This is a genomic window from Salinigranum marinum (assembly GCF_024228675.1).
Lineage (GTDB): Archaea > Halobacteriota > Halobacteria > Halobacteriales > Haloferacaceae > Salinigranum > Salinigranum marinum.
On the sequence record NZ_CP100461.1, the window covers coordinates 2678727 to 2701701 of the forward strand.

24 protein-coding genes, 1 tRNA gene and 1 pseudogene are annotated in these 22975 nt (G+C 67.8%); 9 read left to right on the forward strand and 17 right to left on the reverse strand.

Annotation, left to right across the window (positions count from 1 at the left end):
* Nucleotides 1-150: 150 nt before the first annotated feature.
* From thsB to NKJ07_RS13300, 4 genes are all read right to left on the reverse strand, one after another.
* Complete coding sequence (gene thsB / locus NKJ07_RS13285; RefSeq protein WP_318570460.1) at nucleotides 151-1788, reverse strand: thermosome subunit beta; 1638 nt, start codon at nucleotides 1786-1788, stop codon at nucleotides 151-153.
* A gap of 217 nt (nucleotides 1789-2005) precedes the next feature.
* On the reverse strand, nucleotides 2006-2398 hold the full coding sequence (locus tag NKJ07_RS13290; RefSeq protein WP_318567293.1) for a DUF7383 domain-containing protein: 393 nt from the start codon (nucleotides 2396-2398) through the stop codon (nucleotides 2006-2008).
* A 73-nt stretch (nucleotides 2399-2471) separates the two neighbouring features.
* Nucleotides 2472-2642: a hypothetical protein gene (locus tag NKJ07_RS13295; protein WP_318567294.1), complete on the reverse strand. Its 171-nt coding sequence runs from the start codon at nucleotides 2640-2642 to the stop codon at nucleotides 2472-2474.
* A gap of 120 nt (nucleotides 2643-2762) precedes the next feature.
* Nucleotides 2763-2966 (reverse strand): hypothetical protein, encoded by a 204-nt coding sequence (locus tag NKJ07_RS13300; RefSeq protein WP_318567295.1) that lies wholly within the window; start codon nucleotides 2964-2966, stop codon nucleotides 2763-2765.
* 151 nt (nucleotides 2967-3117) lie between these two features.
* Here NKJ07_RS13300 and NKJ07_RS13305 point away from each other — a divergent pair, with 151 nt between their 5' ends.
* The 3 genes from NKJ07_RS13305 (at nucleotide 3118) to NKJ07_RS24420 (ending at nucleotide 5075) form a co-directional block, all read left to right on the forward strand.
* On the forward strand, nucleotides 3118-4503 hold the full coding sequence (locus NKJ07_RS13305) for a PQQ-dependent sugar dehydrogenase (protein ID WP_318567296.1): 1386 nt from the start codon (nucleotides 3118-3120) through the stop codon (nucleotides 4501-4503).
* Nucleotides 4504-4602: 99 nt separating this feature from the next.
* Nucleotides 4603-4857, forward strand: a complete 255-nt coding sequence (locus tag NKJ07_RS13310) for a hypothetical protein (RefSeq protein ID WP_318567297.1) — start codon at nucleotides 4603-4605, stop codon at nucleotides 4855-4857.
* The gene (locus tag NKJ07_RS24420) at nucleotides 4803-5075 is read left to right on the forward strand and encodes a cupin domain-containing protein (RefSeq protein WP_425504658.1); all 273 of its coding nucleotides are present in this window, start codon (nucleotides 4803-4805) and stop codon (nucleotides 5073-5075) included. Before NKJ07_RS13310 ends, NKJ07_RS24420 begins: the two co-directional genes overlap by 55 nt.
* A gap of 278 nt (nucleotides 5076-5353) precedes the next feature.
* Here NKJ07_RS24420 and NKJ07_RS13320 read toward each other — a convergent pair whose 3' ends face one another.
* From NKJ07_RS13320 to citZ, 9 genes and pseudogenes are all read right to left on the reverse strand, one after another.
* Nucleotides 5354-8005, reverse strand: coding sequence for a beta strand repeat-containing protein (locus NKJ07_RS13320; RefSeq protein ID WP_318567299.1), 2652 nt, complete (start codon nucleotides 8003-8005; stop codon nucleotides 5354-5356).
* Between the two features lie 135 nt (nucleotides 8006-8140).
* A pseudogene (locus NKJ07_RS24425) lies at nucleotides 8141-8428 on the reverse strand (hypothetical protein); the annotation flags it as partial.
* Nucleotides 8429-9254: 826 nt separating this feature from the next.
* A tRNA-Ser gene (locus NKJ07_RS13325) sits at nucleotides 9255-9335 on the reverse strand.
* A gap of 27 nt (nucleotides 9336-9362) precedes the next feature.
* A complete protein-coding gene (locus NKJ07_RS13330; RefSeq protein WP_318567300.1) occupies nucleotides 9363-9566 on the reverse strand; it encodes a DUF7981 family protein in 204 nt (67 codons plus the stop codon).
* Nucleotides 9563-9829: a RidA family protein gene (locus NKJ07_RS13335; RefSeq protein WP_318567301.1), complete on the reverse strand. Its 267-nt coding sequence runs from the start codon at nucleotides 9827-9829 to the stop codon at nucleotides 9563-9565. The genes NKJ07_RS13330 and NKJ07_RS13335 overlap by 4 nt, the downstream gene beginning before the upstream one ends.
* A gap of 204 nt (nucleotides 9830-10033) precedes the next feature.
* Nucleotides 10034-11245: a threonine ammonia-lyase gene (gene ilvA / locus NKJ07_RS13340; protein WP_318567302.1), complete on the reverse strand. Its 1212-nt coding sequence runs from the start codon at nucleotides 11243-11245 to the stop codon at nucleotides 10034-10036.
* Nucleotides 11246-11521: 276 nt separating this feature from the next.
* Entirely contained in the window at nucleotides 11522-11911 is a 390-nt protein-coding gene (locus tag NKJ07_RS13345) for a gamma-glutamylcyclotransferase family protein (protein ID WP_318567303.1), read from the reverse strand.
* A gap of 47 nt (nucleotides 11912-11958) precedes the next feature.
* Nucleotides 11959-12135 (reverse strand): FmdB family zinc ribbon protein, encoded by a 177-nt coding sequence (locus tag NKJ07_RS13350; protein ID WP_318567304.1) that lies wholly within the window; start codon nucleotides 12133-12135, stop codon nucleotides 11959-11961.
* A gap of 108 nt (nucleotides 12136-12243) precedes the next feature.
* Nucleotides 12244-13389, reverse strand: coding sequence for a citrate synthase (gene citZ / locus NKJ07_RS13355; RefSeq protein WP_318567305.1), 1146 nt, complete (start codon nucleotides 13387-13389; stop codon nucleotides 12244-12246).
* Between the two features lie 286 nt (nucleotides 13390-13675).
* On the opposite strand from citZ, the gene NKJ07_RS13360 reads away from it, so the two are divergent.
* The 3 genes from NKJ07_RS13360 (at nucleotide 13676) to NKJ07_RS13370 (ending at nucleotide 16063) form a co-directional block, all read left to right on the forward strand.
* The gene (locus NKJ07_RS13360) at nucleotides 13676-14902 is read left to right on the forward strand and encodes a potassium channel family protein (protein ID WP_318567306.1); all 1227 of its coding nucleotides are present in this window, start codon (nucleotides 13676-13678) and stop codon (nucleotides 14900-14902) included.
* A gap of 101 nt (nucleotides 14903-15003) precedes the next feature.
* Nucleotides 15004-15657: a helix-turn-helix domain-containing protein gene (locus NKJ07_RS13365; protein ID WP_318567307.1), complete on the forward strand. Its 654-nt coding sequence runs from the start codon at nucleotides 15004-15006 to the stop codon at nucleotides 15655-15657.
* Nucleotides 15658-15736: 79 nt separating this feature from the next.
* Nucleotides 15737-16063, forward strand: a complete 327-nt coding sequence (locus NKJ07_RS13370; RefSeq protein ID WP_318567308.1) for a DUF7344 domain-containing protein — start codon at nucleotides 15737-15739, stop codon at nucleotides 16061-16063.
* Nucleotides 16064-16114: 51 nt separating this feature from the next.
* Here NKJ07_RS13370 and NKJ07_RS13375 read toward each other — a convergent pair whose 3' ends face one another.
* The 3 genes from NKJ07_RS13375 to NKJ07_RS13385 form a co-directional block, all read right to left on the reverse strand.
* Nucleotides 16115-16405: a DUF7536 family protein gene (locus tag NKJ07_RS13375; RefSeq protein ID WP_318567309.1), complete on the reverse strand. Its 291-nt coding sequence runs from the start codon at nucleotides 16403-16405 to the stop codon at nucleotides 16115-16117.
* 50 nt (nucleotides 16406-16455) lie between these two features.
* Nucleotides 16456-17748: an MFS transporter gene (locus tag NKJ07_RS13380; RefSeq protein ID WP_318567310.1), complete on the reverse strand. Its 1293-nt coding sequence runs from the start codon at nucleotides 17746-17748 to the stop codon at nucleotides 16456-16458.
* An 88-nt stretch (nucleotides 17749-17836) separates the two neighbouring features.
* Nucleotides 17837-18481, reverse strand: coding sequence for a DUF7504 family protein (locus NKJ07_RS13385; protein ID WP_318567311.1), 645 nt, complete (start codon nucleotides 18479-18481; stop codon nucleotides 17837-17839).
* 146 nt (nucleotides 18482-18627) lie between these two features.
* Here NKJ07_RS13385 and NKJ07_RS13390 point away from each other — a divergent pair, with 146 nt between their 5' ends.
* From NKJ07_RS13390 to NKJ07_RS13400, 3 genes are all read left to right on the forward strand, one after another.
* Entirely contained in the window at nucleotides 18628-19584 is a 957-nt protein-coding gene (locus tag NKJ07_RS13390; protein WP_318567312.1) for a succinylglutamate desuccinylase/aspartoacylase family protein, read from the forward strand.
* A gap of 262 nt (nucleotides 19585-19846) precedes the next feature.
* Nucleotides 19847-20926, forward strand: coding sequence for a pyridoxal-phosphate dependent enzyme (locus tag NKJ07_RS13395; RefSeq protein ID WP_318567313.1), 1080 nt, complete (start codon nucleotides 19847-19849; stop codon nucleotides 20924-20926).
* A gap of 3 nt (nucleotides 20927-20929) precedes the next feature.
* Nucleotides 20930-21451 (forward strand): NUDIX hydrolase, encoded by a 522-nt coding sequence (locus tag NKJ07_RS13400; protein WP_318567314.1) that lies wholly within the window; start codon nucleotides 20930-20932, stop codon nucleotides 21449-21451.
* Nucleotides 21452-21462: 11 nt separating this feature from the next.
* On the opposite strand, the gene NKJ07_RS13405 is transcribed toward NKJ07_RS13400, so the two are convergent.
* The gene (locus NKJ07_RS13405) at nucleotides 21463-22755 is read right to left on the reverse strand and encodes a tRNA(Ile)(2)-agmatinylcytidine synthase (protein ID WP_318567315.1); all 1293 of its coding nucleotides are present in this window, start codon (nucleotides 22753-22755) and stop codon (nucleotides 21463-21465) included.
* Nucleotides 22756-22975: the final 220 nt, after the last annotated feature.

A 22975-nucleotide genomic window follows, 5' to 3' on the forward strand; every position in this document is an offset into this window, starting at 1 on the left:
GGTGAAAGAACGAATCGATCGAAAGACGGTACGGCCGGCGGTCGCGCGTGGGCGTGGCGGTCGTCGGTCAGCCTCGGTGACAGGGTACGCTCCCCGCTCGGTATCGAGGCGGTGTGCCGCTCGCCGGTGGCTCGCGTTTTGCCGCCTCGCTTACATCGCGCCGCCCATACCGCCCATGCCGCCCATGCCGCCCATGCCGCCGCCGGGGGCGCCGCCCTCGTCGTCACCCTTGTCGGTCGAGAGGTCGCCCGCGGCGATGATGTCGTCGATCTTGAGCACGAGGTTCGCGGCCTCCGTCGCCGAGGAGAGCGCCTGCTCCTTCGAGTGGGCCGGCTCGACGACGCCCGCGTCGAACGTGTCGACGACGTCGCCGCTGAAGACGTTCAGGCCCGCACGGACCCGGCCGTCCTCGTGGGCCGAGCGGAGGTCGACGAGCGTGTCGATGGCGTCGAGGCCGGCGTTCTCCGCCAGCACGCGCGGGACGAGTTCGAGCGCGTCCGCGAAGGCCTCGACGGCGAGCTGCTCGCGGCCTTCGACGGAGTCGGCGTAGTCGCGGAGCCGGGAGGCGAGCTCCACCTCGATGGCACCGCCGCCGGCGACGACCCGGCCGTCGGTGACGGTGGAGGTGACGACGTCGAGGGCGTCCTGGATGCCGCGTTCGAGTTCGTCGACGACGTGGTCGGTCGACCCCCGGAGCAGAAGCGTCACGCCGTGGGCGTCCGGCCCCTCGACGTAGAACAGTTCGTCCTCCTCGTCACGGCGGACGGAGCCGTGGCCGAGGTCAGCCTCGGTCGCAGAGTCGAGGTCGGAGACGATGGACGCGCCGAGGACGTTCTTGAGGAACTTGACGTCGCTCTTCTTGACGCGGCGCAGGGCGAGGATGCCCTTCTTCGCGAGGTAGTGCTGGGCGAGGTCGTCGATGCCCTTCTGACAGAAGACGACGTCCGCACCGGTGGCCTCGATCTGGTCGACCTTCTCCTTCAGCTGTGCTTCCTCGCGATCGAGGAACTTCTGGAGCTGGTCGGGCGAGTCGATGTTGACCTGCGTGTCGACGTCGGCCTCTTCGACCTCGATCGCCTCGTTGATCAGCATCACGTCGGCGTCGTCGAACTCGACGGGCATGTCCTCGTGGACGGGGTCCTTGTCGATGACTGCACCCGTCAGGAGTGCGCTCTCACCGGCGGAGCGGCCCGTCTGCGTCTCGATGTTGACGTTCTCGAGATCGACGATGTAGGAGCCGTCGTCGGCCTCGACGGTGACCTGCTGGACCGCGCCGACGATGAGCTCGGCGAGGAGCTCCTTATTGAGCTCGGCGCCTTTGCCGGTCATCGACGTCTCGGCGACCTTCCGGAGGAGTTCCTCGTCGTCGGGGTCGACGTGCTCGGCGATGTCGTCAATCTCGCCGCGTGCGAACTCCGAGGCGAGGTGGAAGCCCTTGATGATCGCCGTCGGGTGGATCTCCTGTTCGAGGAGGTCTTCGGCGTTCTTCAGGAGTTCGCCCGCGATCGCCACGGCGGTCGTGGTGCCGTCGCCGGCCTCGTCCTCTTGGGTCTCGGCGACCTCGACGATCATCTCGGCCGTCGGGTTGTCGATGTCCATCTCCTTGAGGATGGTGACGCCGTCGTTCGTGATGGTGACGTCGCCCATCGAGTCGACGAGCATCTTGTCCATCCCCTTCGGGCCGAGTGTGGATCGTACCGCGTCGGCGACCGCGCGAGCCGCGCGGATGTTGTACGCCTGCGCGTCACGGTCCTTGACGCGCTGGGAATCTTCACCGAGAATGATCATCGGCTGTCCCTGCTGCATGCGCTGACTCATAGTACATGGCCGGATTGTTTGTGATTCTATATAAAGCTTTCGAGCGAGCGTCGAGTCCGGGTGGTCGCCCGCGGGAGAAACGAGCGCGGCGAACACCGCGGCTGCACCCGCTTTCGACCCTGATTCGTGTGAGAGACTGACAGGCGAACGGGCCCACTGACGACGGCCGTTTACCGGTGTTTATATATCACCGATCGACCGGTTCCTTCCAGTGGATCGTGACGGTGCCGACGGCGAAAGCGTCCCGCGAGTCGGGATCGCGACGGATCCGAACGGTGTTCGTCCCCGCCTGCAGGTCGATCCCAGTCAAGGTGTCGACCCAGTACTGCCAACCCTCGTTCGGCGGGATGTCGAAGCCGGTCAAGGGCGTCCCGTTCACTTCGATTTCGTGGCCGTAGTCGCCGACGTCGAACGCCTGCAGACCCACGTACGCGTCCCGTGCGTCGTCGGTCGGCACCTCGAACTCGTACGGCTCCGTGATGTCGCCGACGTTGGTCGCCCAGTCGAGGGCGAGCGACCGCCCCTCGGGAGCGAGCTGGACGCCCATGTACAGCGTCGCGTAGTTCGCACGGTGTGACACGACGCAGGCTACTCGTGGGCAAGGTATAAACACGGCGACACCGGCGGAACGGTGAGAGAGCGACGGCGAGGGCTCAGTCGTCGTCCGGGAGCTCGTCGGCGACGAAGTCCCCGTGGATGCCCTCCCACCGCGACGGTTCGTCGTCGCGGTCGAGTGTCCGGAGTTCGCGTTCGGCCAGGCGCTGGTCCAGCTGGTTCAGCTTGTTGAGGCCCTTCTTCTCACGGCCACTCTTCGTGTCAGGCATTGTCACCCACACCAACGGCGGCAGCCAGTATGAACGTTTCGTCAGGCCAGGTGAACGACGGAGTGCCGAACGGCCGGCGACGGTCACGCGGTGACGAGTCGGGTGACACCGACGGACGCGTCACCAGCCCCGCGTCGCGTCGGCGACGTCACCCTCGCCCACGCGCTCGAACTCGTCGGCGAGCTGTTGTCGGACGGCGTCGGTGTCGCGGTCGGGATCGGTCACGATGTCGAGGGCAGCCAACAGGGCCGCGCGCGTCTCCTCCAGTTCCTCCACCCGTTCGACCAGTTCCTCGCGCGCCCAGTCGTCGTACTTCGTGGACATACAGCCACAGCCAGGGCGGGCTGATACATAAACTGTGCCGGGGATCGACGCGGGGCGACCGGATCGAGACCGCCGGAGCGTGGGCGCGTGTGGTCACAGGCAAGACGGACGCGGGCGCACACGTTTTACCTCCAGCGCCGTCTGTGCGGGTATGGACCTCGCACCGAGTCGCCGCCGGTTCCTCCGGGCCGTGTGCGTCGGCACCGTCGGCAGCCTCGCCGGCTGTTCGCAGTCGACGGACCCGCCCGTACAGGGGGCCACGAACGACTCCGAGACCACTGCGCCGGGGACTGCGAGCGCCACCGGAACCGGAGCGACGACCGGGACGGGCGGGACGAACGAGCAGGGAGTCGGAAGCCCGCCCGCGTCGGTCGCGCTCGAAACGCTCGCGACCGGCCTGGGCGCACCGCTCGACGTCGTCTTCGTTCCCGACGCCGACCGCCGGTACGTCGCCGATCAGGACGGGCGGGTGCTCGTCCACGACGCGGACGGCCTTCGCGACAGCCCCGCGCTTGAGCTCCGCGGCGAGATCGAGACCGGCGGCGAGAAGGGACTGCTGGGGATCGAACTCCACCCGGCGTTCGCGGAGAACCGGCGGCTGTTCGTCCGGTACAGCGCGCAGTCGCGCCCGGGCACGCCGTCGGGGTTCAGCCACACGTTCGTCCTCAGCGAGTTCCGCGCGAGCGAGGACGGCACCCGTATCGACCCCGACTCCGAACGGACGATCCTGGAGATCCCCGAGCCGCAGGGGAACCACAACGCCGGCGATCTCGCGTTCGGCCCCGACGACTACCTCTACGTCGCAGTCGGCGACGGCGGGGCCGGCGGCGACCAGGGCACCGGTCACGTCGACGACTGGTACGACGGGGTCGGCGGTGGCAACGGCCAGGACGTCACGGAGAACCTGCTCGGGTCAATCCTCCGACTCGACGTCGACGCGGGGGACGAACCGTACGCCGTACCGGACGACAACCCGCTCGTCGGCCGCGCGGGCCGCGACGAGCAGTACGCCTGGGGATTTCGCAACCCCTGGCGCATGTCGTTCGACGGGACGGACCTCTTCGTCGCCGACGTCGGACAGAACGAGTACGAGGAGGTGAACCTCGTCGAGAAGGGCGCTAACTACGGCTGGAACGTGCGGGAGGCCACCCACTGTTTCCAGTCGAACGACTGCCCGACCGCCGTCGAGGGCCGCGACGGCGAGCGCCTCGTCGACCCCGTCATCGAGTATCCTCACGGGGGGGCTCCAGTGAGCGGGATCTCCGTCATCGGCGGCGCGGTGTACCGCGGATCGGCGTTCCCGAGCGCACAGGGGGTGTACCTCTTCGGCGACTTCCGGGTGCAGGGCCGCCTCTTCGCCGCGACCCGCCCCGACGGCGGCAGGCCGTGGCCGACGACGACCGTCGAACTGGCCGGCGAGACCGCGAACGGGCTCCAGAGCCTCCGGTCGTTCGGCCGGGACGCCGACGGCGAACTGTACGTCGTCGGGACGGGGTCGGAGGGCGGGGCGTTGCACCGGATCGTCCCCGCCGAGTGAGCGCCCGGCGCGACCACGCTGTCGACGGGGTCCCTCGATCCCCCGCCCCCAGAGGTATTTCACTCCCGTCTCAGCATGCGGTGGGTGCGACGTTTCACGATGACCGAGCCGAACGGATCCGAGTACCACGCCGTCGAGATCGGTGTCGACAGAAACCTCGGTGCGGAACTCGAGCTGCGCCCCGACGAGGGGGAGACCGACGTCGCCGTGATCGAACACATCCTGGGGCCAAAAAGCTCGCTGCACCGCTCCACCGACACAGCAGCGAAGACGAGATCTCGTACGTCCTCGAAGGAACGATGGGCGTTCAAGAGGGCGAAGAGGTATCGACCGTCGACGCTGGCGAGTGCGTGATGAAAGGGCGGGGCGTCTGGCACACGTTCTGGAATCCCGGGTCGGAGCCGCTGCGCTTTCTCGAGATCGTCAGTCCGGGCACGTTCGCGTGGTACTTCGCCGAACCGACGAGATCCTGCCCGACGAGGCCGACCCCGACCGGGCGGCCGTGGAACGACTCGGCGCGCTCCACGAACGGTACGGCTTCGAGATCGATCCTGGCAGCGTCCCCCCGCTGATCGAGCGTCACGGGCTGGAGCCGTAGCGACGACGACGCGGACAGCGCCCAGACCGCGTCACGGTGGGGTGAAGATCTCCCTGCTAAACGGGGACTCAATTTAACGTCCACGCACGTGGATCCGACGGAGGCTATTTTGAGCTTCGTTCCGATCCGGGCCGAAAACCGAGGCCGGCAGGAGTCTCGTCACTGGCGGTGTGAGCGCCCGTCAAAAATGGAACCGCAAACCGCGAACCGCGAACCGCAGTGACCGGTATCGCCGGTCAGTCGTGGTTCAGATTAGTCGCGGCGGATCGCCAGCAGTGCCGCGGCGATGAGCGCGACGAGTGCGACGATCGCACCGAAGCCGGGCGTCGACGTCGACGTCGTCGTCTCCGTCTCAGGTGCCGGCGTCTCCGTCTCCGTGTCCGGAGCCGGCGTCTCCGTCTCCGTGTCCGGAGCCGGCGTCTCCGTCTCCGTGTCCGGAGCCGGCGTCTCCGTCGGCGTGCTCAGTTCGCTCACCAGCTCGAACTCGAGTTCGGCCGATGCTTCGTCGTCGTCAGCGCGCAGCGTGTAGGTCCCCGTCTCGACGTCCGACATGTCGAGCGTGGCTTCCCACTCGCTGTTCGAGCCGTTGACTTCGGCTTCCTGGGATGCAACGACGTTGTCGTTCTGACCCAGGACCTCGATGAAGACGGTCGTCTCGTCTTCGCGGTTCGAGGTGCCAGAGACCGTGACCTCACCCTGGGCGACCTGCCCGTCGGTGGTGAAGTCGTCGATCGTCAGCTGCGGGTTCTGCGCCTGGAGCGTCAGCTCGACGAGCTGGTCGTCCGAGCCCGCGCCAGTGTACTCGTCGTTGATCAGCTCGACCGCCTGCTGCGGCGTCGTGCTGAGTCCGCTCAGGTCAGTCGGGTCGAGACGCTCGTTCCCGTCGTTGAACTGGCCGTCGCGGCCCTGGCCGACGACGATGAACGTGTACGTCCCACGCCGGTCGAACAGCGCGTAGTCCTCTTCGAATTCCTCTTCGTCCACGTCGATCGTGGCGACGCCGTCCGTGGCGTTCAGCGCGAGGAAGTTACCGCGCGGCCCGACGATGTAGACGAGTATTTCGTCGCCCTGGCCGAGCGCCGTGCCCGACAGGGTGACCTCGTCACCGACGTCTGCCGCGATGGTCGACGACGACAGCTGGGCCGTCAGGTCGCCTTCGACCGTCCGGACCGTCGTGGTGGTCGTCGTCTCGAACTCGGAGTAGTCGTCCGAGTCGACCGCGTTGCCCGTGCCCGTAGCGCCGAGCGTCGCCGTGGCGACGTCGTCAGTCGGGTCGGCGACGAGCGCGATGCGGTACGAGTCGGGCAGGTTGATGTACTGACCCGAGTCGATGTCGACCGAGAAGCTGCCGTCGGAGTCGACGTTGTCCGTCGAGGCGTCACCGTTGTCGTCCTCGAGCGGGACGTAGTCGTTGTCGATGCGGGCGTACGCCTTCACGTCGTCGGACTCGGGAGCCTGCCCTTCGAGGGTGAACTCCTCGCCGATGCGGACGACGCTCGGGGCGGACGTGATGTTGATCTCTTTGTCCTCGACGGTCAGTTCGGCGTCAGCGTCCGAGTCGTTGGTGAACGCGTTGTCGACCTCACCGATCGTGAGGGGCGTGTTCGCGTTCGAGATGCCGGTCTCGACGAATTCGACGTCGATCGTCGCAGTGTCGAGGTAGTTCGAGTCGACGCGGACCGAAGCTTCGCCGCCGTCGTCGAGGTCGACGAAGGCGCCGACGTACTCGTCACCCGAGTAGCCCGCGACGTCCTGGGTGCCGTTGATGCCGACGACGTCGCCGGTGTTAGCGAAGACGTTCGACGCGTTGGTGTTGTCCGCGGTGCCGTTCGCGTCGTCGAGGTCGTCCTGGGCGATGCGGACGAGGCCGATCTGCCCGGGCGTACCGGTCACCGTGGCGACGACGTTGTCGCCCTTGGTGAGCGTCGACTCGGCGAGGTTGATGGTCTGGTCTTCGTCACGGATCGAGAACGTGGCCGAGCGCGAGGCGCTGTCGAGGTCGTCCTCGCCCTCAAGCGTGACCGTGTACTCGCCCGTGTCGAGGTCGGTCAGACCAGTGAACGTGACGTCGCCACCGGAGGTGGTGATCTGGTCACCGGGCGAGGCAGTCAGCGTGGTCTGGACTTCGAGGCCGTCCTCGTCCTCGATGGTAATGTCGAGAGCTTCGGCGTTCTCGAAGTTGAACTCACCCTCGACGGTGATCGTGTCGTCGGAGGTGAGGATGGAGCCGTCGGTGACGTCAGCGCCGGAGTCGTCGCTGCCCCGGTAGATCGTAGCGTCGGTGACTCTGGGTTCGATGACCGAGAGTTCGACGGTGTCGTCACCGCTGGCGGTGCTGTACCCGCCGGTGGTGAAGTCGTTGTCTTCGGAGATGTCCGCGTTCGTGAGGTCGGAGACCGAGGCGGTCGAGCCGTCGGCCTCACCGGCGACACCGTAGAGGGTCACCGAGTCGCCCGCCGCGCCCGAGATACCCGAGACGCCACGGAGGTCGACGCCCGACTCACCGAGGTACGCCGTGTTCGTGATGTCACCGCCGGGGCGGGTGCTGGTGCTGGTGATCGTGATATCCTGGAAGTTTGTCAGACCCGCGTCGTCTGCGTCGCCGAGATTGCCGTTCGAGTTGAAGTCAACGCCGTACTGGGCCTGGACCGTCGTTTCGGACGGGACCGAGGGCAGACCGACGTTCGTGATGTCGAACTGGACTTCGATGTTCCCACTCGCGGTACTGTTGGCCGGATCAACGTCGGAGAGCGTCACGTTGATCTGATCAGCACCGTCGTCGACGCTGTCGGTGCTGAAGCTCACGTTCCCCGTGTTGACGTTGGTGTTCGTCACCGAGGTGGAGCTCAGATCGACGCCGGACGGCATCTGGAGGACGAGTGTCTGATCCGTCGAATCAGACATGTCGATGTCCGTCGCCGAGAGTGTTACCGTGTGAGTGTTTGACGACTGTTCCGGGGCCGAATTGGGAGTGATGCTGCTGTTGGCAGCATCGGTGGCTGCCGCAGCCGCGGTACCCGTGAACGCGATGGTCCCCGCAAAAACGGAGAGAACCATCAGCGCTGCGAGTACGACGGCGCGGATCTTGTTGTTTGTATTTGTCATAGGTTTGGAGTGCAAATCGACAACGCAACTTTCATCCAGACCACCGGATCGGTGATCAGGAGTTACTCGATTGACGTCGCCGTGGGCAGGGGTACGGGAAATGGATCCGTCGTGTTTTGGAATAAGTCTTGTGTTATCGGGTAGTAGACAAAACGAGAACGACACAAAGCATATATGCCCTCTTTCTGGCTGAAACTGCATCTGTAGCCTGTTCAGATTCATAAATGAAAACAGATATATCCCTGAGAAATGTAGTTCCAGTGGGAGCTGGTGAGTGGACAGCGGACGTGTCGCAGGCGAGTGACAGCGTAACCACTACTCACGACTATGCCCGAACTGAATACGGAAGATTGGTCCTGCCGCGTTGTTGAACCGTACCTCGACAAACATGGCCCGTCACCCCAGTCTGCCCTCCCTGTCAGTAACCTGTCGGAGGCCCGCGAACGTGGAGTCGAACTGTTCTCCCCGCACAGGGGACCGTCCGGTACCGAACCGATCGTCGGGGTCGCGTATCTCCCAACCCATCGGCCGGAAACGGTTGTCCAGGCGTGGATCGAGACCAACCGTGAGGCGCTCGACGACCTCTCACGGAGTTCGGTCACGCGACGGATTGGACAACAGTATGACGAGCACTGGGTCAGCATGTGGCAGACATGTGCGAAGCAAGCCGACCTCGAAGCACACCAGACGGCACCGGAGAATCCTGCGAAGGACCCCGAAAGACGATGTCCAACGTGTGGAGAATCCGTCGCAGCGCGACGGTTCGTAAATCACGTCCAGGAGTGTAACTGAGGCCCATCGTGCGAGAGCGGTGACACCGCACGGTTCGCAGCCGACTTGTACTGAGACAGACACCAGTCGCGTTCGCCCGGCGACGGGACACCTCGCTCGGAGGTCGGGGTAGACAGAAACGCCGGGACAGGGATTTGAACCCGACTGCGAGACTCCCTGCGCTCGTCTCGCGTGGTTCAAACCCTGTCGACATCGACACGTACGCTCACGAATAGCGAGCACACGAGGTGCTCGCCGTATCGGTCGTGTTAGAAGGCGCCGGGACAGGGATTTGAACCCTGGATCCCAGAGGGAACACGCTTTCCAGGCGTGCGCCTTACCACTCGGCCATCCCGGCTCGTTCCCACCTATCCCGGTGCGAGGTTTAAGTCCTTCCTTTCGCCCCGAATCGGGGCGCGAGGCGGTGTATGAGCCCTGCAGCGGCGATCCCGACGAGCGCGGCGACCCCGAAGCGGACGGCGAACCCCACGTCGAGGCCGACGAGGAGGTCGTAGCCCTGGACGAGGACGAGGAAGGCGAGCGCGCCGACGGCCCCCCACAGGAGGCTCGATTTCGTCCGAGGGGTCACGCTTCGACCGGTTCCGGGATCGGGACGCGGGCGACGGCTTCGGTCTCGACCGCAGCGTCCATCGGGAGCGCGCCGGACGCGATGGCGCTCCGCGCCGGCGGCTCCCCGTCGAAGGACGTGGTGTCGGCCTCGTTCGTCTCGGCGAAGTCGTCAGGCGTGAGCGCGATCTGTCCCCCGGTGAAAACGAGGTCGCCGGCCGTCGTGCCCTGGCTGTGCGCGCCCCCGGCGGTGGAGGCGGGGTCGGTCGGAGTGACGCGTCTCATGCGCGCTTCTCGACGGCGTGAGGTAAAAACGTCGTGGAGTAAAAGCCCGGTGTACTCGTGAGAGCAGCGCGTTGCGCGCGAGGTCCAGCACCACACACTGGGCACTGTGGCGCCAGTTCACCAGTCCCAGTTAGCCGGAGTTGCCCTCCCACGTGAGATCCGTCCCGCCGCGACGCCGTCTACGACGTCACCGACGGGGACGACTCACACCAGCACTTCGACGGCGTAGCCGTGTTCACGGAGGTCGTCGAGGAGATCCGCGACGTGGGCCTCCCCCCGGGTTTCGAGGTCGAGTTCCACCTCGGCGGCGTTCATCGCCACGTCCTTCGAGGCGCGGTCGTGGTGGATAGCGTGGATGTTCGTGCGGTGGTCGACGAGGATCTCGGCGAGGTGTAACAGCGCGCCGGGGCGGTCTTTCAGGATCGTCCTGATCCGCAGGTAGCGGCCGGTCTCGGCGAGGCCGCGCATCATCACGGTCGAGAGGACGTTGAGGTCGATGTTGCCGCCACAGAGCGCGGGGACGATCACTTCGTCGTCCGCGTAGTCGAACGCCTCCGCGAGGACCGCGGCGAGCGGCACCGCCCCGGCACCCTCGACGAGCGTCTTCGACCGTTCCAGTAGATGCGTGACGGCCATCGCGATCTCCTCGTCGGAGACCGTGACGACCTCGTCGACCCGCTCTCTGATGACCTCGAAGGTTCGGTCGCCGACCCTGCGGGTGGCGATCCCGTCGGCGATGGTGTCGACCGAATCGAGTTCGACGATCGCCCCTTTCTGCAGGGAGTCGGCCAGGCTCGATGCCCCCTCGGCCTGCACGCCGACCACTCGGGTGTCCGGCAATCGTGCTTTGACCGCGGTAGCGATCCCGGAGATGAGGCCGCCGCCGCCGATCCCCACGACGACGGTCTCGACGTCGGGACACTGTTCCGTGATCTCCAAGCCGAGCGTCCCCTGGCCGGCCATCACGGCCGGGTCGTCGAACGCGTGGACGTAGGTGCGACCCTCTTCGGCTTCGATCTCGTGGGCCTTCGCCTGGGCCTCGCTGTAGTCGACGCCGTGGAGGACGACCTGGCCGCCGTACCGACGGGTGGCGTTGACCTTCGAGATGGGCGCGAACTCCGGCATGACGATCGTCGCGTTGACCCCCGCGCGGGTGGCCGCCAGCGCGACGCCCTGTGCGTGGTTGCCCGCGCTCGCGGTGACGACGCCCGCCGCGCGCTCCTCGTCGGTGAGCGCCGCGATCCGGTTCGTCGCGCCGCGGATCTTGAACGACCCCGTCCGCTGGAAGTTCTCCAGTTTCAGGTGGATCTCCGCGCCGGTCATCCGCGAGAAGGTGTGGGAGTGATCGAGTGGGGTCCGGCGTGCGACCGCCGCGACGCGGGGTTCGGCGTCGAGCACGTCGTCCAGGGAGAGCATGCGCCGAGTTGCCGACGCGGGGCGATAACGGTTGGGGGACGCCGCCGGGCCGTCGTCTCGGTCGGCGCCGTGGACGGGAGGCGACGCCGCGTCGCCGCGCGGAACGGACCGGTGTCTCACCGATGGAAGAGGGGAAATGCACGCGTGTGACGTGCAATAGAGACTATCGGTGCAACTGATATAAATCCAATCCGAGCGGGGTGAAAGTGAAACTGACCGACGGAGGCGACACGGCCCCGCGGGCGTCCGACGCACGTCGTCCGTCGCCCGTCGTCCTCAGCGGTCGACGAGCGGTTCGACCGACACGTCGGCGTCGGCGAGGTACCCGCGGACGCGGTCGGCGAACGGGCCGCGGCCGGGCCAGTCGGCGTCGGCGTCGAGCCGGTCGGGGTCGCCGACGTAGACGGCGACCTCGCCGCCGTCGATCAGGGGGAGCGAGACGCGGACGTACAGCCCGCTGTCGACGCCCCCGTGGGCGTCGAGCCGCTCGAGATCGTCGGTCCGGAGCAGGCGACCGGCCGCCCGACCGCCGGGGGCGAGCGTGGGGTAGCGCCCCTCGACGATGTGGAGCCCGTGGAGGCGAGCGGGGCCGACGAAGGCGTACGAGTCGACCACCCGTGCGACCTGGTCGGGAGCGGTGAGCGTTCCGTAAACGAAGACGTCCATGCCGAAGTGAGGCGACGGGCGGACAAAAAGCCACAGCGGAGCGCCCGTCAGGTTTCGCTCACGACGCTCCGGACGTCGGTCGCGCCGCACCCGGGACAGGAGACCTTCGCCATGTGTGACTCCTCACTCACGAACTGCTCGTTACACGACATACACAGATACGTGTACGACCGAGCGGTCGACTGTTCACCCAGGACCGATTTGAGCCGTCGGATAAGTGGCATGTAGTACCACACCCCGAAGCTCGGTTCGGTGTGCGCCAGCATAAACGACGGCGGGACTGAGGAGTGCCTGGTAGCCAGCTGAGCCGTATCGGGGGACGAGCGTGCCCGTTACCGCTCGTCGATCGGGACGAACGTCTGGTCCCGGGGTCCGACGTACCGGGCGCGCGGCCGGATGAGGCGGTTGTCCTCGTACTGTTCGAGCACGTGTGCGGCCCAGCCGGCGACGCGCGACATCGCGAAGATGGGCGTGTAGATGTCGATCGGGATGCCCATCTGGTAGTACGTCGAGGCAGAGTAGAAGTCGACGTTCGGCGCGATCCCCTTCTCCGTCTGCATGAACTCCTCGACGGCGACCGAGTAGTCGTACCACTTCATGTCGCCGGCGGCCTCCGCGAGCGCCTCGCTCTGCTCGCCGAGGATCTTCGCGCGGGGGTCCTTGACGTTGTAGACGCGGTGGCCGAAGCCGGCGATGCGCCGGCCGTCGTCGAGCGCCGCTTCGACCCACTCGGTGGGGTCCATCCCGCTCTCGTCGACTTCGAGGAGCATCCGCATCACGTTCTGGTTGGCCCCGCCGTGGAGCGATCCCGCGAGCGTGCCCACCGCGGCGGTGAGCGCGGAGTACAGATCCGACAGCGTCGAGGCGGTGACCATCGCCGAGAACGTCGAGGCGTTGAGTCCGTGGTCGGCGTGGAGGACGAGCGCCTGGTCGAGCACGTCGGCGAGCACCTCGTCGGGGACCTCGTCGTTGAGCATGTAGAGGAAGTTCGCCGCGTGCGAGAGGTCCTCGCGGGGTTCGATGGGGTCGTTGCCGTTTCGGAGGCGCTTGAACGCCGCCAGCGCGGTGGGGATCTTCGCCGTGGCCCGCCGGGCCTTGCGGATGTTGCGGTCGCGGTCGGTCACCGCGTCGGCGTCGAAGCCGGCCTCGTCGTCGCTCGCCGACAGCTGTGAGACGACAGTCCGGAGTGCGGCCATCGGGTTCTCGTCGGCGTCGGCGAGCGCCGCGATGGTGCGGTGGAGGTCGGCGTCGATCGACCGCTCGGCCGCCATCGCCGACGAGAACTCGTCGAGTTCGGCCGCCGTGGGAAGCGCCCCGTGCCAGAGGAGATAGACGACCTCCTCGTAGGAGGCGCTCTCGGCGAGATCCTCGATCGTGTAGCCACGGTAGACGAGTCTGCCCTCGTCACCGTCGATAAAGCTGAGTTCCGACTCCGCGACCAGGACGCCCTCCAGCCCCCGGTTCAGGTCGTCTGCCATAGGGGCTGATTTCAGACCCGCTCAAAAAAGCGTTACCGTTCGGCCCGCTCCCCCCTCGGAGCCGATGTGGACGAACGTCCGATTGTCGGACGAGCGGTGGACAGATCCATCGCGGTGAGCGGACAGAGCGATCGATCGTTGAGGACGCTCCTGGCCCCCCACGGGGGCGACGCGGACTGGCTGGGACGACAGCGACCGGGAGATCGGTGGGAGCGACGCCGAACGCGGCGGAGTTCGGCGCATTCGGCGGGTAACCCTTTTGCGTGCGGGGAGGATACGCGGTGGCATGTACCCCGAGGACGTGGAGTACGAGCCGGTCAGCGTGAAGGCGGTGCTCGCGGAGATGAAAGACACCGCCGAACTGCTCATCGACCTCTCGTACTCGGCGGTACTCCTCGGAAACGACGAGATCGCCCAGGAGGTGTTGGCGCTCGAAGAGCGGATGGACATCCTCCAACTGCAGGCGCGGATGAGCCTGTTGATGGCCGCACGGAGCCCCGAAGACGCCGAGGAACTCGCGCCCGTCCTCGGGGTGGTCGGCGCGGCCGAGAAAATCTCGAACGCGGCGGGCGACATCGCCAAGATCGTCATCGAGGACATCGGTCTCCCGGAGGCGATCCGCTCGGCGCTCCCGGAGGCGACCGAGATCATCGTGCGGGTTCCCGTGGGCGTGGACTCGCCGTACGACGACCGGTCGCTCGGCGCGATCAACATGGAGACCGAGACGGGCGTCCGGGTCATCGCCATCCGGCGCGAGCAGGCGACGGGCAAGCGGCGGTGGATCACGAACCCCGACCGCGAGAGCGTGCTCCAGTCCGGCGACATCCTCCTGCTCCGGGGGCCCGAAACCGGCCTCAGCGAGGTGTACGAACGCGCCAGCGGGACGCCGTACCAGGCGCTCGAAGCGCCCGAAGCACCCATCGACGACCTCGAACGCGCCGTCGACTCCATCGTGTTGATGAAAAACATGAGCGAACTCGCCGTCGATCTCGCGTACGGGGCCGTGCTCTTCGACAGCGAGGGCGTCGCCGAGGAGGTTGCCGAACTCGAAGCGGAGGTCGACGCACTCAAATCCCGGTTCGAGGCGTGGACGCTCCGGGCGGCCGCCCGGGTCGACGATCCGATCGCCCTCCGGGGGTTGATGCATCTCGCAGTCTCGACGGAGGTCATCTCCGACGCGGCGCTGGAGATCAGCGAAGGGGTGCTCCACGGACTGGCCGCTCATCCGGTCGTCGCCGCCGCCGTCAAGGAGTCCGACGAGGTCATCGTCCGGCTGACGCTCGTCCCCGGCGGCGACCTCGCGGGAACGACTATCGGCGACCAGATGGTCCAGACCGAGACGGGCATGCGTATCATCGCGGTCCGGCGGAGCGGGGCGACCGGCGACTGGGTCGTCCAGCCCGGCCCCGAAACCGAACTCAGGGGCGGGGACGTCATCATCGCCAAGGGGACCCGTGCGGGGGCGGTCAGGCTCGGCGAACGCGCCGGCGATCGGCCGGACGTCGGCGAGTGAGGCCGGGCCGATATGTCACTCGACCCGCCGTGACCTTCTGATAATTTTCAGATAGATGGACCGGTAAACAAGTTTATTCAGTTACTCCGCGTGAGGAGTACATGAGCATCGTCGCGGAGTTCACCATCGACGCCGAGCAGTTCCTGTTGGGGCGGGTGCTCCGCGCCGGAGGCGGAATGAACGTCGAGATCGAGCGGGTCGTCCCCGCCTCGAAGCGCGTCATGCCGTACGTCTGGGTCAGCGGCGGGGATCGAACGACGTTCGAAAACGCCGTCAGGGGGAGCAACGGGGTGCGCGAACTGCTCCACCTCGACACCATCGGGGAGCGATCGCTGTACCGGATCGACTGGGACGAGACGGTCGAGAGCCTCATCTACGGGATGGTCGAGACGAACGCCACCATCCTCGAAGCGCACGGCCGCGACAACTGGCTCTTTCGCATTCGGTTCAACGACCACGAGTCGCTGTCGACGTTCAGCGACTACTGCCAGCGCCACGAGATCCGTCTCAACGTCCGCCGCGTACACAACCTCACCGCGGAGGAGTTGAACGACCGGCCGCTCGACCTCACGGACGAACAGCGCGAGGCGATCGAACTCGCCCTCGAACGGGGCTACTTCGAGGTGCCCCGGCGCGCGACGCTCTCGGACCTCGCGGCTGAACTCGGCGTCTCCCAGCAGGCCATCTCCGAACGGCTCCGCCGGGGGACGAACAAGGTGATGCGGGCGCTCGTCGAGGGAACGTTCGGCTCCTGAGAGCGTCCCGGACGGAATATAAGATCGGCATGAACTAACAAGCCGGAAGACTATGCCGGTGAACGGAGTGCATCCCGGTATGGCGCGAACCAGCGGATCGAACGAGAGTGAAGACTGTTTCGTCAGCGAGTTGGTCGGCTCCTCACAGCGACAGGAGGTGGTGTGGCATCTCGCCGACAACGGCGGGGCCACCGGGTTCGACGACCTCGTCGACGCACTCAGCGACGGGCCGGAACGGACCATGACGGCCGTCCGACTCCACCACGTCCACCTCCCGAAGTTAGCGGCGACGGGAGCCGTCGACTGGGACCCCGGCGCGGACCACGTCCGACTGACCTCGCGGGCCCACCGAACGCTCGACGGCGTCGGCGAGAGTGAACTGTTCGACCGGGCCGCGAGCGACTGAAGGCGAGCCTGCGAGGGAGGCACGGAGTCGCGACAGCGAGAGCGACCGTGGTTACAGTTCCCGCGAGAGGCGGTACGCCGACGCGACGGTGAGCGCCGCGGTCACGAACAGCGCCGTCGCCGACGCGAGGACGAACGCGAGGAGGAGGAACCACCCTTCGGGGCCGACCAGTGGGTACTGTCGCGTGCCGGCGAACGGGCCGAGGAGTTCGAACACGCGAAAGAGGTAGACCGCGACGGCGAATCCGACTCCGGTCAGCACGCCCAGCTTCGCGTTCCGCGGGACGTTTAGCGCCTGGACGAGACCGCCCGATGGGGGGCGGCTGGGTACCTCGTCGGTCACGTGTCGACGGGAGGACGCGACCGATAAAGCGGCGTCGGTTTTCGCGGTGGCTACGTGTACGCCTCGAACTCCTCGCCCGCGAGGAGGAAGTAGCCGGTTCCGGCGAGTCCGACGGCCGTCGCGACGCCGAAGGCGACCGCCGGCGACCCCGCGTAGAGCCAGCCGCCGACCGCGGCGCTGGGGATCGTGACGGCGTTGCGGACGAGGTAGTACGAGCCGACGACTCTTCCACCAGTGTCGGCCTCGGCGGGGCCGACGATGAGCGCCTTGTGCGCCGGGAGTCCCGCGAAGCGGAGCCCCGAGAGCGCGAAGAGGACCGCGACGACGAGCGGGTCGGCAGGCGCGGAGATCAACAGGACGGGGAAGACGGCGTACACCGAGAAGCCGAGCGCGACCACGGGTTTCAGGCCGACACGCTCGGCGAGTTTCGCGACCGGCACCATCGTCAGGAGGGCGATCGCCATCTCGATCGCGAGGAGGACGCCGAAGAAGGCGTCGGGCGAGAGTTGACCGACGACGGGGAGGGTGACCGAGACCGCGAGGAACTCCGTGACGACGATGACGAAGAAGACGTACACCATCCCGTTGGCGAACCGCACCAGGGTGTCGCCGACGAGCAACGGTCGGAGCGGCGCGGGGAGCGAGCGGAGGTCCGCGACGACCGTGTCCACCCCCTCGAAGGACTTGCCGAACGAGTCCGCAGAGGCGTCGTAGAGGAGGTGCTGGGCGACCGTCCCGACGACCCCGGCCGCCGCGGCGACCAGCAGGACGAGGCGGAAGCCGGCCTCGAACGCGAACCGTGTGAGGATCGCCGCGGCGGCGAGCGGGCCGAGGAGGAACGCCAGCCTCCGAACCGTTTCGGTCGAGGCGAAGCCGGTGGCCAACCTGCCGGGCGGGACGCTCTGTTTGACGACGGCGAACGTCGCGCCGAGGCCGAACGACTTCCACGCCTGCGAGAGAACGAGGCCGAGAAAGACGACGACGACGCCGACCGAGGTGGGACCGAGTTCGACGTCGGCGAGCGGACCGGCGGCGTACCAGACGACGAACCCGAGCGTGGAGGCGAGCCCGAACGCGGTGAGCGCCGCCCGGGAGCCGATTCGGTCGGAGACGGCACCGCCGGGGTAGGGGTAGACGGCGCTGATGAGGTTCCCGAAGCTCCCGTACAGGCCGATCGCGAGGCTCCCGGCACCGACGACGCTCAGATACCGCGGCATGTACCGACCGGTCATCTGGAAGCCGAGGCTGAACGCGAACATGGCCACCGAGAGCACCAGGACGTCGCCGTCGAGCGCGAGGAACCGTCGGACCGTCCCCCGCACACTGGCGTCCGCGTCGGACATACGCGACGGTACCGGTGGTGGTGTGAAATACGTCTCGGTGGCGGATACGGCCGGTTACGTTCGTCACGGGAGGGCTCGGGAGGCCCTGTTAGAGGTCGACCCACTCCGTCGGCGGCGTCGTCGGCAGGGACAGGCGCTGTTGCGGACGGGCGTGCTCGCGGAGGTCGACAAAGCCGTCGAACAGTCGGTCGAGCGGGAGGGTGGCGACGTCGACTCGCGGCCCGGGGTAGCGGTAGTGGCCCATCCCTCGGGCCCCGACGACCGCGTCGGTGGTCCGCCGGAGGAACCGTTCGACGGACGCGATGTCGTGGGTGGCGACGAGCGAGCCGAGTGACGGAATCGAGAGGCGGAGTTCCCCCCCGACGAGCGGCGTCGAGCGCGAGGCGAAGTCGTCGACGGCGCTGGAGACGGCACTGGCGAGCCCGCCGAGCGAGCCGAAGGAGTCGCACGCCACGCCGGTCGGTCGGTAGTCGAAGACGCGGACGGACGAGTCGTCGGCCGTGACGCCGGTCGGGAGCAACTCGGCGACCGGCGGGGCGTCGACCGTCCGGACGAGGATCCGCTTGCGTTCGACGTCGGGTGCGCCGAGCAGCCGCCGTGTGGCCCGGTTCGCCGTCGCGTCGGAGACGGTGCCCGTGACGAGCAGGTTACAGCCGCGTCGTTTGAGTCGCGGGAGCGTGTCTATCACCGCCGGCTCGCGCACCCCCCTCGCGGCTCGGCAGTCGTCGGACATATATTACAATACGATACGCAATGAGATAAATTTTGTTACACGGTTTATACTATGTGACCCGACGAGAAACGAATCCGGCGGCCGGGCGACATCGCTCGCCCGCCGGGACCGAACGCATAAAGAGGGGGCCGGACCAGTGTCCCATAATGACGACACTGGGAAGCGCGAACGCGGCCCCCGGGGAGGTGGCGACGGGACGGCTCGAAGTCGGTGAGACGCGCGACGGGAGTCCGATCGGGCTTCCGGTCGCCGTCGTCAACGGAGCCGAGCCGGGAGATACGCTCTACGTGCAGGCGGTCAGTGACGGCGACGAACTCAACGGCGTCGGCGTCATCAGCCGCGTCGTGCCACGGCTCGATCCGACGGAACTCTCCGGAACGGTGCTCTTCGTCGGCATCGTCAACTACCACGCGTTCCAGGTCGCCCAGCACCGCAACCCCATCGACGACCGGAAAATGAACCGGACCTACCCCGGAGACCAGAACGGGACCTCCTCGGAACGCATCACCCACGCGACGTTCCAGGCGGCCCGGCGCGCGGACCTCATTCTCGACCTCCACCAGGGATCGACGAGCCGGATGATCGACGAGACGCGCGTCCGGTGTGGCTCGCGTCACCGCCTCTACCGCGAGTGTCTGCGGCTGGCGAAGACGTTCGACTGCGGCTACATCCTCGATCAGAAGGGGCCCGACGGCCAGATCGCCCGCGCCGGCCCCGACGAGGGGATCCCGACGATCGACCCCGAACTCGGCGGGAGCGTCGGCTGGGACGAGACGAGCATCCAGCGGGGCGTCGACGGCGTGTTCAACGTCCTCCGCGGCTACGGCTTCCTCGACGGCACGGTCGACCCCGGCCCGCAGACCCGCGCGAAGGGGTTCGACCAGTACGGCTCGCCCAGCGGCGGACTCGTCCACTTCGAGAAGGAACTCACCGAGGAGGTCGAGATCGGCGACACCCTCTTTCGAGTGACCGATCCGTTCGGGACGCTGAAAGCGCGCGTCACGGCAGACAGTTCGGGTATCTTCTGGCGCACGCGGCGGCTCCCGCAGGTCGCCACCGGCGAGTACGTCTGCTCCGTCGGGACGAACATCGATACCTACTGAACGACTTTTTTTCCGGCGCACCACGGCCCTTCGGGCCGGTCGCGGCAAAAAAAGCTCGAGCAAAAACGTTCGTCCCCTGGTCGGCCGGTCGTGCCGCGAACAGCGACGCAGGAGCCTCGCAGCTCCCTGTCGGTCGTCGGAGAGTCGCTCCCATCGGCGCGTGGGAAGGGGCCGGCGACGGCAGCGACCACGACGACCCCCCGTCGACGACGACCGAACCGTCCCGGAACACATTGGGCGCGGCGGCTCGAAGGGTCGGGTGATGACCACGGCTCTCCGCTGTCGCGACTGCAGCGCTATCTACGAGGACCGCTGGCGCTGTTCCTGCGGCGCGCCGCTCGACTTCGCCGAGCGACCGCTCCCCGACTCCCCGGCACCGCCTCGGCACGAACTCGACCGCGATCGTGGGCTCTGGGCGTTCGAGGCGTTCCTGCCCGTCGCCCGGGCAGTGACGCTCGGGGAGGGGTGGACGCCGCTCGTGTCTGCCCAGGCATGGGACGCGACGTTCAAACTGGAGTACGTCTTCCCGACCGGGAGTTTCAAGGACCGCGGCGCGGCGACGACCCTCTCCAGAGCGGTCGAACTCGGCGTCGACACGGTCGTCGAGGACTCGTCGGGCAACGCGGGCGCGGCCGTCGCAACCTACGCCGCCCGCGCCGGCGTCGAGGCGGAGATCTACGTCCCGGCCGGGGTGAAGGAGTCGAAACTGCGGGCGATCGAGCGCGCCGGCGCGACGCCGGTCCGCGTCGAGGGCACCAGGGAGGACGTCACCGCCGCCTGCGTCGCGGCCGTCGAGCGCGGCGACGGGTGGTACGCGAGCCACGCGTGGAACCCCGCCTTCTTCGCCGGAACGGCCACGATGGCGCTCGAGATCGCCGCCCAGCGCGGGTGGGACGTTCCCGACGCCGTGGTGACGCCGCTCGGCCACGGGACGCTCTTTCTGGGGGCGTACCGCGGCTTCCGCGCGCTCGTCGAGGCGGGGTGGACCGACCGGATCCCCCGACTGCTGGGCGCACAGGCCGCGGGCTACGCGCCCGTCGCCGAGGCGGTACACGGCTCGTCGCCCGACGGGACGAACGAGGTCGCCGACGGGATCCAGATCCGCGATCCGGTCCAGCGCGCGGCGATCCTGGAGGCGATCGACGACACGGACGGGGACGTCGTCGCGCTCTCCGAGACGACCGTCGAGCGGGAACTCGACGCGCTCCACGGACACGGTTTTTACACCGAGCCGACGTGTGCGGTCGCGCCCGCGGCGCTTCGCACGTTCAGAGAACGCGGCGTCCTCGACCGGGGCGACGACGTCGTCGTCGCACTCACCGGCAGCGGCCTGAAGGGATAAGAAATGGTCACGCACGTCCCCTCGTACTGTCCGCACTGTGGGCACCAGCTGACGACGGTCGAACGGGAGGGCCGTCCGCGACACTGCTGTCCGTCGTGCGACCGGGTCGTCTACCGCAACCCCGTCCCCGGCGCGGCCGTCGTCGTGGTCGACGGCGACTCGGTCCTCCTCGTGCAGCGTCGGATCGACCCCGGTGCCGGGCGGTGGTGTGACCCCGGCGGTCACCTCGAAGTCGACGAACGACCCGCGGTGGCGGCCGCCCGCGAACTCGAAGAGGAGACGGGGCTCGGCGTCGATCCCGGGGGATTGACGCTCGTCGACGCCCTCCAGATGGTGCCGTGGGGTGAGAAGTACGTCGTCACGATCGGCTACACGGTCAAGCGCCGCGAGACCACCGGCGCGCTCTCGCCGGGGACCGACGCCCGCGCGGCGCGGTTCGTCCACCGAGAGGACCTTTCGACGGTGGAGTTCGCCTTCGACTACGTTCCCGGGCGGCTCGACCGTGCGCTCGCGCTGTTCGACTAGTGGCCGACGGGCTACCGCTCGGGATGCGTCGGCGCGTCGAATCCCCCACGAACGAGGGGTTTGGCGACGTGTCGACGCGCGCAGGGCGGTACCTCGTACCAGCCGCGTTCGAGGTCGCGATCGATCCGTCGTGATTCCTTCTCCCCCGTCGTCCCGCAGTCGCGACAGCGGTAGCCCTGCCCGCGGCCGGCGCTTTTCATCGTCCGTCCGCAGTCGGGGCAGACCGGCGTCGCGGGCGCGTCCCTGCGGAGCGACCGGACGGCGAACTTCTCCAGTTTCAGCGTCCCGCGCGACACCTCGCCGCAGACGGTGAGTCGGTCGCCGACTCGGAGCGCCCGCACCCGGTCGCGGAACCGTTTAGTCGGCTCGAAGGCGACGCAGTCGAGGGAGTGGCCGCCGGCGGTCGCCGTCTCGGCGTCGTTGCGGCGGAGGCCGACGAAGACGTGGCCGCCCCGGCGGGTCTCGGGCGGGTCGACGACGACGCCCGAGACGCGGTACGCGCGGCCGTCGCGGAGGTCGGTGTCGGCCGCCCCGTCGAGGAGGTGCGCGTCGGTCCCCTGATTGGTGACGAAGGTCGCGCTCCGGTCGATCGGTTCACTATCGACGGCGGCGGCGACCGCCCGGCAGGCGCCGGGGTCGTCCCCGCGGATTCCGTGGAGGATCGGGCCGGGCGCGTTCGGCACGCAGACCGGTTCGCCCTCCCCCCGGTCGACGGTATCCCAGACGGTCGGGTAGCCTCGGTCGGCGGCCGCGAAGACGGAGTCGGCGTCGACGCCGCGCGGCGTGCCGCACCGCTCGAAGACGCGGTAGGAGATGTGCTCGTACGTCCACTCGTCGAAGGCGGCCCACGCGCCAACGGCGGCGAGCGCGCCGATCCGACCGCGACCGCCGTCCCATCCCCGATGCAGATAGCCGTGCTCGGCGACGAGCGCGAGCGCGTCGTCGAGCGAGTGGTGATCGACGAGGGCCTCGCGGGCGAACGTCGCCACCGACGACGGGACGGCGGCGGGCTCGTTCGGGGCGACGACGACGCCGGGGCTGGTCCGGTCGTCCGCGAACTCGCTCCAGCGCTCGACCGCCCCGCAGGCGTGAGCGAGCGCCTCGTCCGGTGGGCACGACGTGTGGAGCGCCAGCGCCGCGTTCCCGCGGGTCTTGTGCTCGACGGCGGGGTTGAGTCGGACGAGCAGTCGTCGGTCGACCGTCGCGCCGTCGGCTTCGAGGCGCTCGGCCAGCCGGGTCGCGAGATACGTCGTACACATACCGCGCTCGCGCGAGTCGGTGTCGTCGAGCGCGATGACGGTCATGCCGCGGCGTTCGCCGCCGGGGGACTAACCCGTTTCGCACGGAGCGGCGGTCCGAAACAGCGCTCGAGGGACAGTCGAGAGACGGCCGACGGGGAGCACGTCCCTAGTCGGGGCCGCGGAGGGGGTCACGAACCCTCGGTGAACACGTATATAAACACATCGGCCAGATGACGGGAGAATCGCCGGACGTGGCTCACAACCGTGTGAGAAACACATATAT

Excerpts from the sequence above, each read along its gene's own strand:
- NKJ07_RS13370 (WP_318567308.1), top strand. The coding sequence starts at position 15,737 with ATGGCGCGAACCAGCGGATCGAACGAGAGTGAAGACTGTTTCGTCAGC.
- ilvA (WP_318567302.1), bottom strand. The coding sequence starts at position 11,245 with ATGCTCTCCCTGGACGACGTGCTCGACGCCGAACCCCGCGTCGCGGCG.
- NKJ07_RS13295 (WP_318567294.1), bottom strand. The coding sequence starts at position 2,642 with ATGCCTGACACGAAGAGTGGCCGTGAGAAGAAGGGCCTCAACAAGCTG.
- NKJ07_RS13385 (WP_318567311.1), bottom strand. The coding sequence starts at position 18,481 with ATGTCCGACGACTGCCGAGCCGCGAGGGGGGTGCGCGAGCCGGCGGTG.
- NKJ07_RS13405 (WP_318567315.1), bottom strand. The coding sequence starts at position 22,755 with ATGACCGTCATCGCGCTCGACGACACCGACTCGCGCGAGCGCGGTATG.
- NKJ07_RS13300 (WP_318567295.1), bottom strand. The coding sequence starts at position 2,966 with ATGTCCACGAAGTACGACGACTGGGCGCGCGAGGAACTGGTCGAACGG.
- NKJ07_RS13360 (WP_318567306.1), top strand. The coding sequence starts at position 13,676 with ATGTACCCCGAGGACGTGGAGTACGAGCCGGTCAGCGTGAAGGCGGTG.
- NKJ07_RS24420 (WP_425504658.1), top strand. The coding sequence starts at position 4,803 with ATGGGCGTTCAAGAGGGCGAAGAGGTATCGACCGTCGACGCTGGCGAG.
- NKJ07_RS13365 (WP_318567307.1), top strand. The coding sequence starts at position 15,004 with ATGAGCATCGTCGCGGAGTTCACCATCGACGCCGAGCAGTTCCTGTTG.
- NKJ07_RS13320 (WP_318567299.1), bottom strand. The coding sequence starts at position 8,005 with ATGTCTGATTCGACGGATCAGACACTCGTCCTCCAGATGCCGTCCGGC.
- NKJ07_RS13350 (WP_318567304.1), bottom strand. The coding sequence starts at position 12,135 with ATGCCACTTATCCGACGGCTCAAATCGGTCCTGGGTGAACAGTCGACC.
- NKJ07_RS13310 (WP_318567297.1), top strand. The coding sequence starts at position 4,603 with ATGACCGAGCCGAACGGATCCGAGTACCACGCCGTCGAGATCGGTGTC.
- NKJ07_RS13390 (WP_318567312.1), top strand. The coding sequence starts at position 18,628 with ATGACGACACTGGGAAGCGCGAACGCGGCCCCCGGGGAGGTGGCGACG.
- NKJ07_RS13335 (WP_318567301.1), bottom strand. The coding sequence starts at position 9,829 with ATGAGACGCGTCACTCCGACCGACCCCGCCTCCACCGCCGGGGGCGCG.
- citZ (WP_318567305.1), bottom strand. The coding sequence starts at position 13,389 with ATGGCAGACGACCTGAACCGGGGGCTGGAGGGCGTCCTGGTCGCGGAG.
- NKJ07_RS13400 (WP_318567314.1), top strand. The coding sequence starts at position 20,930 with ATGGTCACGCACGTCCCCTCGTACTGTCCGCACTGTGGGCACCAGCTG.
- NKJ07_RS13345 (WP_318567303.1), bottom strand. The coding sequence starts at position 11,911 with ATGGACGTCTTCGTTTACGGAACGCTCACCGCTCCCGACCAGGTCGCA.
- NKJ07_RS13395 (WP_318567313.1), top strand. The coding sequence starts at position 19,847 with ATGACCACGGCTCTCCGCTGTCGCGACTGCAGCGCTATCTACGAGGAC.
- NKJ07_RS13380 (WP_318567310.1), bottom strand. The coding sequence starts at position 17,748 with ATGTCCGACGCGGACGCCAGTGTGCGGGGGACGGTCCGACGGTTCCTC.
- NKJ07_RS13305 (WP_318567296.1), top strand. The coding sequence starts at position 3,118 with ATGGACCTCGCACCGAGTCGCCGCCGGTTCCTCCGGGCCGTGTGCGTC.
- thsB (WP_318570460.1), bottom strand. The coding sequence starts at position 1,788 with ATGATCATTCTCGGTGAAGATTCCCAGCGCGTCAAGGACCGTGACGCG.